Source organism: Frankia gtarii, assembly GCF_025403375.1.
GTDB lineage: Bacteria > Actinomycetota > Actinomycetes > Frankiales > Frankiaceae > Frankia > Frankia gtarii.
The window spans coordinates 1-11,727 of the sequence record NZ_JAMPTM010000069.1 but is presented as its reverse complement, the minus strand read 5'-3'; the positions used below and the strand labels follow the sequence as shown (position 1 = coordinate 11,727).

7 protein-coding genes are annotated in these 11,727 nt (G+C 71.8%); 1 reads left to right on the top strand and 6 read right to left on the bottom strand.

Annotated features, from left to right (window positions below; all coding sequences use genetic code 11):
- Positions 1 to 804: 804 nt before the first annotated feature.
- From NBZ83_RS12815 to NBZ83_RS12795, 5 genes are all read right to left on the bottom strand, one after another.
- Positions 805 to 2,424 carry a hypothetical protein gene (locus NBZ83_RS12815; RefSeq protein ID WP_261568122.1) on the bottom strand — a complete coding sequence of 540 codons (1,620 nt, stop codon included), beginning with the start codon at positions 2,422 to 2,424 and terminating at the stop codon, positions 805 to 807.
- Positions 2,425 to 2,678: 254 nt separating this feature from the next.
- Positions 2,679 to 4,379: an MDR family MFS transporter gene (locus tag NBZ83_RS12810; RefSeq protein ID WP_261568121.1), complete on the bottom strand. Its 1,701-nt coding sequence runs from the start codon at positions 4,377 to 4,379 to the stop codon at positions 2,679 to 2,681.
- A gap of 2 nt (positions 4,380 to 4,381) precedes the next feature.
- The gene (locus tag NBZ83_RS12805) at positions 4,382 to 5,101 is read right to left on the bottom strand and encodes an acyl-CoA-like ligand-binding transcription factor (protein WP_261568120.1); all 720 of its coding nucleotides are present in this window, start codon (positions 5,099 to 5,101) and stop codon (positions 4,382 to 4,384) included.
- A gap of 264 nt (positions 5,102 to 5,365) precedes the next feature.
- Positions 5,366 to 6,274: a dTDP-4-dehydrorhamnose reductase gene (gene rfbD / locus NBZ83_RS12800; RefSeq protein ID WP_261568119.1), complete on the bottom strand. Its 909-nt coding sequence runs from the start codon at positions 6,272 to 6,274 to the stop codon at positions 5,366 to 5,368.
- Positions 6,275 to 6,367: 93 nt separating this feature from the next.
- Positions 6,368 to 7,879 (bottom strand): LCP family protein, encoded by a 1,512-nt coding sequence (locus tag NBZ83_RS12795; RefSeq protein WP_438803200.1) that lies wholly within the window; start codon positions 7,877 to 7,879, stop codon positions 6,368 to 6,370.
- A gap of 391 nt (positions 7,880 to 8,270) precedes the next feature.
- On the opposite strand from NBZ83_RS12795, the gene NBZ83_RS12790 reads away from it, so the two are divergent.
- Positions 8,271 to 9,347 (top strand): glucose-1-phosphate thymidylyltransferase, encoded by a 1,077-nt coding sequence (locus NBZ83_RS12790; protein WP_261568118.1) that lies wholly within the window; start codon positions 8,271 to 8,273, stop codon positions 9,345 to 9,347.
- Between the two features lie 30 nt (positions 9,348 to 9,377).
- Here NBZ83_RS12790 and NBZ83_RS12785 read toward each other — a convergent pair whose 3' ends face one another.
- A complete protein-coding gene (locus NBZ83_RS12785; protein ID WP_438803199.1) occupies positions 9,378 to 11,393 on the bottom strand; it encodes a glycosyltransferase family 39 protein in 2,016 nt (671 codons plus the stop codon).
- Between the last annotated feature and the right edge of the window lie 334 nt (positions 11,394 to 11,727).

Below are 11,727 nucleotides of genomic sequence, written 5' to 3'. Positions count from 1 at the left end.
CTGCCCGTCGCGTGCAGCGCGACGGCGGCGGCGACGGCGGGTACCACGGCGACGAGGGCCACCGCACCGCTGGCCCGGCTGGCCGCCGCGGCCGGCCCGAGCACCGCGAGACCCACCAGGATGCGCGGCCGCGGCCCGCCGCGAGCAAGGGCGACGGTCACCGCGAGCAGCCCCGTCACGATCGCCATCGCCAGGGTGTCGTTGTAGATCTGCCCGGAGGTGACGACGACCAGCCCGACGGTCCCCATGACCGCCGCCGCCCCGACCGCAACACCCGGCCGTCTCGGCAGCAGGGCACGACACAGCGCCGCCGTCGCGACGACGACGCCCACGCCGAGCAGCACGTTGACGACACGGGCGGCGCGAAAGCCGGCCAGTGGATGGCCCGACGCCCCGCCGACCCCCAGCGGAACCGCCTCCACCGCGTAGAACAACGGTGGATGGTTGGCGGTGTAGACAAGATCGAAGTTGGACAGCGGCCGGCCGAGGCGCACCCCACAGAGCCCGTCGGCGTGCGCGTCGACCGCGGCTCGGGCCCGCGCGGGCGAGGCCCGGCAGCTCGCCGGCAGGCCCGGCATACCGGGCACTCGCGACCGCACCGGGGTGTCGAGCTGTGGCAGCGAACCGTGAGCGAGTTCAAGGGCGTAGGCCGTGTGCTGCGCCTCGTCGGCGCCGGTGAACGGCGGGACCACCGCGGCGACGAGCAGACCCAGCGAGCCGAAGATCAGAGCGGCTGCGGCCACCCCGACCACGAACCACCGCCGCCCTGCCACCGATATGACGGTAGCGCCCGGTCTGGGCTGGCTATGCGGCGGTTCGCCGCCGCAGCGCGGCGACGAACGCGCTCGCACCGATGATCGCGGCCAGGGCGATCGGCCCGATGACCGCGCCGAGGTAGCGGTAGTCGAAGCCGGAGGTGACCGCGGACAGCCCCAGTGTCGACACGCCCGAGCCGGCCGCCAGCCAGAACAACCGGCTGGCCCCGTCGAGCCGGTCGAGCGGCCGCCCGGTTCCGTGCCGCCGCGCCACCCGCCGGGCCCGGATCGCCCGGCCCGCCGTGAGCAGCGACGCCGCCACGCCCGCCAGCAGGCCCAGGCCGACCAGGGGCATCGGCGCGTAGGAGAATCGGGACCAGGCGGCGAGCAGGCCGGCCGGCGGCGAGTGCGCGGCCGTGGCGACGAAGTAGCCGTCGTCGGCGTGGGCGTCGTCCGGGGCCACCACGTTGGTGCCACGGGTCGGCAGCTCCCAGGTGTCCGCCCGGGACGTCTTCGGGGTCTCGTAGGGGACCGGGTCCAGGTAGCCGGCGAGGTAACGGGCCGAGGACGTGACGATCACCCACGGCTGCTCGCGCACCACCTCGTGAGCGAACGTCCCCGCGAGGTCCTCCCGCCCCGGGGGGATCTGCCGGTGCCCCTGTCGCAGCGGCGAGTCGGCGGGCCACAGGTAGCGGACCGGGGCGCCACGCTGGTCCACGGGCCGCGGATCGCACAGGGTGCGCAGGTCCGCACGGGAGATCGTCGAGCAGTCGGCGAACGGCGCCACCCGCCCGTACAGGAAGAACCCGGAATGGGCGGACACCGCGAAACCCCTGCCCTCGGCCGCGCTCCAGCCCGCGTAGGCACCCACCGGCACGGCGGCCGCCACCACGAAGGCGAGGACGGGGGCCACCGCCCGCACCGGCGCCCGGCGGCCGCGGGCGGCGACCGCGTCGGCCACCAGCACAACGACGGCGACCGCCAGCGGCCCGTAGCCCACGGTCCGCACACACAGCGCCGCGCCCAGCAGCAGCCCGGCACCCGCGGCCGCGACAGCCCGGGGCCGATCCCAGCCCGCCAGCACCGCGACGCCGGCCGAGACGAGCACCCCGAACAAACTGTCCGCCAGCACGAACTGGCCCAGGTCCAGCACCCACGGCGCGAGCAACGCGGGGGCCGCGGCGAGCGCGGCCAACCAGGGCCGGCGGACCGCGCGCAGCGCCACCGCGTAGAGGGCCACCGCGACAGCCAAGGTCAGCAGGTGCTGCACGACCACGATCCGGGTCACGTGGCTGGGACCGTCGAGGATCCGCAGGAAGATCGGATAGCCGGACGGCCGCCAATCCCCCGGCCACAGATCGCGCCATGCCTGGTCCAGATAGGCGGCGGAGTCTCCCAGATACATCAGCGCCGGCGGGTAGGCGACCAGCACCAGCACCCGGGCGGCGACCGCGACGGCGAACAACCCGCAGAACACGGCGTGCCGGCGAACGCCTCGCCGACTCCGTCCGAGGACCGTCTCCAGCAGCCCGACCCGCCGAGCCGGGGAGGCGTCGACGGGCTCGCGGGTGACGCCGCCAACGGCGGTCGGACCGCCGCTGGCGGACGGGACGGTCTCGGGCGAGCCGGCCTGGAAGGCCTCGCCCGGAACCTGGCTGACGTTACCCATCAGCCCCAAGTCTCGCAGGCCACCCGTTCGCCACCCGCCACCGGATCGAGGCGGTCGGTCCCGCGGCCGCACCGGGCCATCGGCCGCACCGGGCGTATCACGGCGCGTTGGGTACGGTTTTCGGCCTGGGACCGTACCCAACGCACCGTAACCGGCGGCGTCCCGCAGGGGGACGGGCGGGGCAGGCGGCGGCGCGTTCGAAAATGCGCGACTCGCAGACCGAACCCAGCCCGATCACGTGGGTCAGGCCCGGGCTAGTGAAGAACCTTCGCCGCGTCCTGCGGGCCGCCCGACTCCGGCGCACCGGCTTCACCGGCAACGACGGCCGGGGTGACGACCTCAGGGGCCGTGATGTCAGCGGCCGCGGCGGTGTCAGCGGTGTCCGCGGCCGGGACGACGGTGTCGACGGTGTGCCGCATGCGGATTTCCGGCAGCAGCCAGGTCAGGGCGAAGGCGACCAGGCCGATCGGCACCGCGACCAGGAAGACCGTCTGCATCGAATCCGAGAACGCCTGGACGAAGCCGTCGCGGATGTCCGGCGGCAGGGCGCCGATGACCTTCGGGCTGATGTTCGCCCCGGACGAGGCGAGACCGGGCGGCAGCGGCAGGCCCGCCAGCTGCTCGTTGATGTTGCCGGCCAGCACGTTCGCAAAGATTGCCCCGAAGACGGCCGTACCGAACGAGCCGCCGATGGAGCGGAAGAAGGTGGCGCCCGAGGTCGCCACACCCATCTGCCGGTGGTCGACGGAGTTCTGCACGGCGATGACGAGCACCTGCATCACCGAGCCGATCCCGACGCCGAGCACGAACATCGACAGCGCAAGCTGCCAGGTGGCGATGTCGGGGCTGATGAACGACAGCAGGAACAGCCCGATCGACATCACCGCGGTGCCGACGATCGGGAAGACCTTGTACCGGCCCCACTTGCTGATCAGCCGGCCGGAGGTGATCGAGCTGATCAGCAGCCCGCCCATGACCGGCAGCATCTGCAGGCCGGACTCGGTCGGGTCGACGCCCTTGACCACCTGCAGGAACAGCGGCAGGAAGATGATCGCGCCGAACATCGCGAAGCCGACGACGAAGCCGATGGCACCGGCCGCCGAGAACACCCGGTTGCGGAACAGCGACAGCGGCAGGACGGGCTCGACCGCCCGGCGCTCGGCAAAGACGAACGCGACGAGCAGCACGGCGCCCGCGACCCCCAGGCCGATGATCTTCGGCGAGCCCCAGTCGTAGGTCGTGCCGCCCAGGCTCGTCAGCAGCACCAGGCTGGTGGTCGCCCCGGCGAGCAGCACGGTGCCGAGATAGTCGATCACATGCTTGATCCGGTTTTTCGTCGCCGGCAGAGCCAGCGCCGTGGCCACCAGGGCGACCGCGCCGACCGGCAGGTTCACATAGAAGACCCACCGCCACGACAGATGGTCCACGAACAGCCCGCCGAGCAGCGGGCCGATCACCGACGACACGCCGAACACGGCGCCGAACAGGCCCTGGTAGCGGCCACGGTCGCGGGGCGGCACCAGGTCGCTGATGATGGTCATCGCGCCGATCATCAGGCCGCCGCCGCCGAGGCCCTGCAGGGCGCGGAAGCCGATGAGCTGGCCCATCGACGTGCTGGCGCCGGCGAGGACGGAGCCCACGAGGAACAGCACGATCGACACCTGGAAGAGGATCTTCCGTCCGTACAGGTCACCGAGCTTGCCCCATACCGGCGTCGACACCGTGGAGGCGAGCAGGTAGGCGGTGACCACCCAGGACAGGTGGGTCGCCCCACCGAGATCACCGACGATCGTCGGCAGCGCCGTCGACACGATTGTCTGGTCCAGCGAGGCCAGCAGAATCCCCAGGAGCAGGGCTCCCATGATGATCCACAGTCGGCGCTTGTCGGCGACCTGCGCCGCGGACGCGTCGGCCGGGAGCTCGGTGCCGGAGGCGGACGTCTGGGCCTGGGCCATGACTAGCTCTCCTCGTGGTCGGGGCGGACGGTACAGAGGTCCGTCGTTGTCATCGGTGCAGCTCCTCTGGAGGGTTCGTGCGGTTGCGGTTGCGGTTGCGGCAGGCCACGGGCCAGGCTGTCGAATCCCTGGCCGAACACCTCGACCAGCGGCGCGCCCGGCAACTCCTGCCAGCGCACCGACAGGGTGCGCACGACCGCCAGCACCGCGGCGACCAGCACGGCGGGATACGGGTCGCGGGCCGGATCGAGGCCGCAGCGCCGGCCGACGGCCTCGGCGAGCGCGTGCTCGTAGGAGCTCCAGCTCGCCGCGTTGGCCGCCATCAGGTGTGGATGCCGCCGGATGATCGCAAGCCGGAGCGGCCAGAGGTCGGCCTGTTCGGGGGCGACGAGCGCGGCCCGCTGCAGCATGACCGCGCGCAGGGCCTCCAACGGACTCTCGTCGGCGGGCCGGGAGGAAACCGCCTCGGTGATCTCGCGAATGTCCTCCGGGTCGAGGCCGACGATCGCCTCGTCCTTGGTGGGGAAGTAGTTGAAGAAGGTCCGGGTGGAGACCTCTGCCGCGGCGGCGATGTCGTCTACGGAGACTCCGTCCAGCCCACGCTGGGAGACGAGCCGGATGGCCGCGATCCGCAGCGCGCGGCGGGTCCGCTGCTTCTTGCGTTCCCGCAGGCCCAGCTCCGCCGGCTCCATGATCGCCCGGTTGGTGCCTGCCTGCGTCATCGTTCCCTCCAGCCTGACACCTCATCGGATGCAGTCACTACAACCTTATAGTCTCTGCATTTATTCACGCTCTGCAAAAATTTTTGGGCGTAGTCAACCCTGCACAGAAGGACACCTTCGACTTCTGCACCGTCCGTCATCGATCCGATGCAAAACCGGGCCGAGGCTCAGTAACGGATTCCTGGCCTGAAACCGTGTCTCGGCCTCGGCACGACCTGGCCGGCCAGGCGGTCCCCGCCCCGGGAAGTGGGAGCGGGGCGCCAGTCAGCCGCGCAGGTCGTCGCCGGCGAGGGCGAAGGCGGCGTGCAGGGCCTCGCCCCAGGGACGCAGCGGGGTGAGACCCGCGTCCGTCCACGATCGCGTGGAGAGCACGGAGTAGGCCGGGCGTGCGGCGGGCCGAGGGAAGGAATCCGTGGTCGTCGCGCTGACCGTGGCCGGGTCGAGCCCGATCTCCGCCATGATCTGGCGGGCGAATCCGTACCAGGTCGTCTCGCCGGTGTTCGTGCAGTGGTAGACCCCGGGCGGCGCCGACGAGGCGACGAGGTCCAGTAGGCCGGCGGCCAGATCGGCCGACCAGGTCGGCGAGCCGGTCTGGTCGGCCACGACCGAGACCGCCCCGCGCTCCCGGGCCAGCCGGCTGATGGTCTTGACGAAGTTGCCGCCCGTCCGGCCGTACACCCAGGCGGTGCGGACGACGTACGACGACGCCGGCAGCAGGGCCCGCACGGCCCCCTCTCCCGCGAGCTTGGTCCGGCCGTACGCGCAGGCCGGGCCGGTCTCGTCCCCGGTCTCGTAGGGCTTCGTCGCCCGGCCGTCGAAGACGTAGTCGGTGGACAGGTGCACCAGTGTGGCGTCGACCTCGGCGCAGGCGACGGCGAGATGCGCGGGCCCGGTGGCATTGGCGGTGTAGGCCCCGGACTCGTCGGTCTCCGCGCCGTCGACGTCCGTCCAGGCCGCAGTGTTGATCACGACGAGGCCGCCCTGGATCTTCGCCGGCCGAGCCTGGTCACGCAGAACGGCGCGGACCCGCGCCGGATCGGTGATGTCCAGCTCGGCCCGGCCGAGGCCCGCCCAGGCCCGCACGGGAGAGTCCGGTTCGGCCAGCCGGGCCTCGAGCAGCCGGCACAGGTCGGCGCCGAGTTGTCCGGCGGCACCGGTCACGAGAACACGCACGGCCAGAGTCTGGCAGACCGGCGGACATACATCGCGCCACCCTCCGCCGCGCCGCACCGACCGGCGCCCGGGTCGATCGGGCAGGCGTGGCGATCAGTAGGTGCAACGCGAGGTGAGTTCCGCGGCGGTCGTCGCGGGAGCGGGGGCGGCCGGCGCCGTCACGCCGGCTCCGCCCGCTTGTGAGCTCGGGGCCGTCGGCGCCGTGGCACTGCCGGCGGATGCCGCCGCGGCGGTGATCGTGCCCACCTCGAAGGTGGTGCCGAGAACGAGGCTGACCCGGCCGGCGGGGACGGCGGCGTCCTGCTGCAGCCGGCTGCCGGGCACGGCGGCCTGGACCGTCCGGGCCGCATCCGCTGCGCCCGGGTGGTACCGCACCTGCGTGGTGCGCAGGACGCCGGCGCGCCAGGTCCGCGCCGGCCCGACCTGGAAGCCGGCCCGTTCCAGCGCGGTGGCGGCCGAGGTGGCCAGACCGCTGACCCCGGCACCGTTGTAGACGTCGACGGGCACCTTCCCCGGGGGCAACGTCTTTCCCGGGGGCACCGTCGGCGACGGGCTCACCGTCGGCACCGCGGCCCGACCGGGCCGGCCCCGCAGCGGAGCGAGGAACTTCTCCAACGTGATGGGCTCGTAGAGCTGGACGGACCCGAAGCGGGGCAGCTCACCGAGCGCGTTGCCACCCTCGGCGGCGGTGGGCGCGTGCACCGGGATCGTCTCGAACCGGATCTGATCGGCGGACAGGCCGCGCAGCCGCGTCGCGAGCGCCCGCAGGTCGTTGATGCTCGTGCCGTCGTCGACGGTGAGCGCCTTCGTTGCCGCACGCACCAAATTCTCCAGCCGCACCGGGTTGGTGAGCACGCCGGACGAGGTCGCCTGGGTGAACACCGCGCCGACGAACTGCTGCTGGCGACGGATGCGGTCGAAGTCGTTGTCCGGCAGGCCGTGGCGTTGTCGCACGAATGCCAGCGCCTGCTCCCCCGACAGCCGGTTCTCGCCGACCCGGCCACGCCACTGCGACCACGGGTCGTACAGGTTCGACCTGCCCCCGCCGGGCAACGGCCTGACGCACACGGTGACTCCGCCGACGGCGTCGGTCATCTCCTTGAAGCCGGCGAGATCGATCGAGACATAATGATCGATCTTGATGTCGGTCAGATTCTCGATTGTTCTGATCAACAGGCTGGGGCCACCGAGAGTGATCGCCGAGTTCAGCTTGCCGCGGCCGTGGCCGGGGATGCGGACCAGGGTGTCGCGAGGAAAGGAGACCATCGTGGTCGTCCCGTTCGCAGCCAGATGGGCGAGCATGGTGGTGTCCGACCGCTCGTCGGTCACCGCCCCCTGGCTCTCGTACTCGCCGCCGGTGCCGGCCCGGCTGTCCGAGCCGACCAACAGGTAGTTACGGTTGCCGGAGGCGGCGTCTGCCGGCCGGTCGTCACCGAGGCCGAGCCGGATGCGGTGGATCTGCGCCCCGAAATACTCGTAGGCGGTCCAGCCACCGATCGTGGTCATGAGGATGAGGGCCGAGAGCGCGCCGGCGAGCAGCACCAGCAGCCGGCCCAGCGGCGAACGCTCCCGACGGGTGCCGTGCACGATACGGGCCGCCAACACCGTCCGGCGAGCCCCGACGGGGCGGTGGACATGGGTCCGCCGGCGCGATCGCCCGACACGGCCGTCCGTCTGCGGATCGCCCGGTGGACGCGGCGGCGCCTCGGTCACCGTGTCCCCCTCCCAGGCGGCTGGAGATGCGTCGCGGGTGTGGCGCGACCGCCCGGCCGGTCTACGTCCGGCCAGCTGGCCGTAGCGAACCCTTCGACTACTCAACGTACCCGTATCGAATGGCCCGCACCCGCCACCCACCCGATGCCGTAGGAAAGACGGGCCATCGATGGGGACTTTCAATGCCCCATCAGGGCGAAAGGGATCAGATCAATCCGGCAACAGCCGCCACACCTATAGTTACTTTCAGTTAGTTCAAGACGACGCGATAGAGTTCCGGATCATGAAGGCCCTCGTCCTTGCCGGCGGCTCGGGAACGCGTCTGCGGCCGATCACGCACACATCCGCCAAGCAGCTTGTCCCCGTGGCGAACAAACCGGTGCTCTTCTACGGCCTTGAAGCCATCCGGGACGCCGGGATCGTCGACGTCGGGATCATCGTCGGCGAGACGGCCGCCGAGATCGAGGCGGCAGTCGGTGACGGGTCCGCGTTCGGGATCCACGTGACCTACATCCGCCAGGACGCGCCGCTCGGGCTCGCGCACGCGGTGCTCATCGCCCGCGATTTCCTCGCCGACGAGCCGTTCGTCATGTACCTCGGGGACAACCTCATCATCGGCGGCATCGCCGGCCTGGTGACGGAGTTCCGGCGAACCACCCCGGACGCGCTGATCCTGCTGACGAAGGTGGACAACCCGTCCGCCTTCGGTGTCGCCGAACTCGGCGCGGAGGGCCGCATCATCCGCCTCGTCGAGAAGCCACTCGTCCCGCCGAGTGATCTCGCGCTCGTCGGCGTCTACATGTTCGGCACCGTCGTGCACGAGGCGGTGCGGTCGATCAAGCCGTCAGCCCGCGGTGAACTGGAGATCACCGAGGCCATCCAGTGGCTGGTCGACGGCGGCCACGACGTCGCCTCCCACCTGGTCGAGGGCTACTGGAAGGACACCGGCCGGCTGGCCGACATGCTGGAGACCAACCGGCACCTGCTGGAGTCGATCGAGCCGGCGATCCGCGGCACCGTGGACGCCGACAGCTCGATCGTCGGCCGAGTCGTGATCGAGGACGGCGCCTCGCTGGTCCGCTCCACCGTGCGGGGCCCGGCCATCATCGGGCGCGGTACCACCCTGGTCGACACCTACGTGGGCCCGTTCACCTCGATCTTCCATTCCTGCACCATCGAACGGACCGAGATCGAGTACTCGATCGTCCTGGAGCGGGCCACGATCCGTGGGATCGGGCGCATCGAGGATTCGCTGATCGGCCGGGACGTCGAGGTCGTGCCCTCGGCCGCCCTGCCCAGGGCGCACCGGCTCATGCTGGGTGACCACTCCCGCGTCTCCGTCGCCACGACGGGGACCTGATCCCGCCGACGGGACCAGCGCGCACAGCGGTCAGCCCTGCGCGCCCGATCTCGCCGCGACCGGACCGCCCGAAGAGGTTGGGGTGGCCGAGGTGGCCGCAGCCGGACTGACGGCCGCAGCCGGGTCACCGGGGGGGCCGGCGGCCGGCTTCCGGCGGGCCTGTACCACCGCGGCTGCGATGGCGGCGGCGAACAGCAGCGCGGTCAGGACGAACACGGCGATCGTCACTCCGACGGGGAACGGCGCCCAGCGTCCGATGGCCGACACCACGTCCGGGATCCGCGCCGGGGTAAACGGCACCCGGCGCGGCAACCAGTAGTAGGAGCAGATGGCAAGCAGGGCCGCGCCCTGCATGAGCAGGGCTCCGACCAGCAGGACCAGCGGTGCCAGCCGTTCACGTCCGGGCAGTGCCCGGCGCAGGCCGAGGGCGACCACGACCCCCAGCCCGACCAGACCGAGGTAGAGATACCGGCCCTGCACGGCGATCCCGCGGGTGTACCGCTGGTACTCCGCCCAACTGCGCTGGCCGACCTCGACGTACGCGAACGCCACCGGCAGCAGCAGGACCACCACCGCGGCAGCTTGCGACGACCACCCGGCCCACCCAGCCCGCCCGGCCCGGCGGCGGCCGACGACCGCCGTCACGCAAAGCCCGACGACGGCGACCGTGGCAAGCACGATCGCGATCGGGGAGAGCTGTGGCGGCTCGAACATTCCGAGGCCACCCCAGAATCTCGAGATCATCGTGCGGAAGAAGTACCAGAACCAGGTCAGGAACGAGTCGGGGAGCAGCAGCGGCTCCCGCCTCGGCGGGTTGGTCGCCCAGCCGTTGGGCTGCACGGCGTCGTACAACAGGTAGTTACGGACCCACCACCAGCCACCGAGCGCGAGGCCGAGGCCGACCGCGAGCACCGCGGGAATCCACGGCAGGGACGCGAGCGCCGCCCGTAGCCGGCGCCACAAACCCACGCCGGACCTCGCCGCATCCGAATCACGCCGCCACCACCACCCGACCAGATACGCAACGACGATCATCGCCGGCAGGGTGAGCGCGAACGCCTTGGACAGCAGCGCGAGCCCCAGCCACAGACCGGCCCACAGTGCGGTACGCCGCCGCAGGTCGCCGCGCAGCACCCCGGCCAGAACCACGGTGAGCCCGCCGGTGGTGAGCATGAGGATGCCGTCGTTGTTGAAGGTCGCGCCGACCCGGGTGAAGCCGGGGATGGCCAGCGGCAGGGCGGCCGCGGCGAGCGCCGAGGGCTCACCGAGACCGAAGCGGCGGGCGGCGAGCCAGGCCAGCAGCGGCAGCGGCGCGACGACCAGGATGTTCAGCAGGCGCAACACGAAGACCTGCTGGTCGTAGGCCCAGTCGCCGGAGCCGGGCAGGGCGCGCAGCAGGACCGCCCCGGCCGCGTAGATCAGCGGCGGATGCTGCACCATCTGGTTGGACAGGCGACCGTCGTCGACCGGCGTCGGACCGCCGAGACCGTCGAAGGACTTTCGCTGGTCGCGCGGTGTCGGGGCGATCTGCGCGAACGACTCGGCCCCACGCCGCTTCCCCCCGGACTGGAACATGTCCTGATAGCGGCCGCGATCGAAGTCATCCGAGGTCGCCGCCACCCCGGTGGCGATCATCTTCTCGCCGGGGGCGGGCCAGCCGGCGCCGTGCTGCAGCCCGTAGACCATGTCGACGTGCTGAGCCTCGTCGTAACCCGTCCAGGTGGGGTACACGAAAGCGTAGCTGAGCAGCATCGCCAGGTGGACCGCGGTGATGAGCGCCAGCAGCAGCGGCCCTCGCCGCACCCGGCGCGCGGGGCGAGGGTTCGGTCCCGAGTCCCGAGTCGCGGATGCCGGGGGCGCGTGCTCAGCCATCCGGGGGTACTCGTCTGGCCGGGGCGGGCGCGACGTGCCCGGCTGAGCCGGGACGGGGCCACCTTCGGCTGGCGTCTGCCCGGTTAGGCCGGCAGCGGCTGGTTGGGGGGTGTCGGCAGCGGCCGGCCCGGTGGTGTCGGTGCGTGCGGCGGGCGTCGTCTCCGGCTCATCCATGGTTGACGTCAGGGTAAACGACCCCACCGGATGGTCCCGACAACCCCGGGCATCCCCGGCTCTCCCCGCCCGCGTCTTCGCGGCTGACCGCCGGTCACCGAGGGCGCGTTCCGCGGGCAACGCGCAGCGCCGGCCCCTCCCCCACACCAGGCCCACTGGTGCTCACCCTCGCTACACCCCGACCACCGGGAACGTTCTAATAGATGAACCGTCCCTAAACCTCATCACTACAACGCCATCATCACAACGGCCGCGGTGCGCGTTCCGACGGCATCTCCGACGAGGACCGCCTGACCGAGGAGGTCCGCGACCCCGTGAGCCCCCACCCCCGTCC

Coding starts and splice junctions, on each gene's coding strand:
- NBZ83_RS12785 (WP_438803199.1), bottom strand. CDS start 11,393: ATGGATGAGCCGGAGACGACGCCCGCCGCACGCACCGACACCACCGGG.
- NBZ83_RS12815 (WP_261568122.1), bottom strand. CDS start 2,424: ATGGGTAACGTCAGCCAGGTTCCGGGCGAGGCCTTCCAGGCCGGCTCG.
- NBZ83_RS12790 (WP_261568118.1), top strand. CDS start 8,271: ATGAAGGCCCTCGTCCTTGCCGGCGGCTCGGGAACGCGTCTGCGGCCG.
- NBZ83_RS12805 (WP_261568120.1), bottom strand. CDS start 5,101: ATGACGCAGGCAGGCACCAACCGGGCGATCATGGAGCCGGCGGAGCTG.
- NBZ83_RS12810 (WP_261568121.1), bottom strand. CDS start 4,379: ATGGCCCAGGCCCAGACGTCCGCCTCCGGCACCGAGCTCCCGGCCGAC.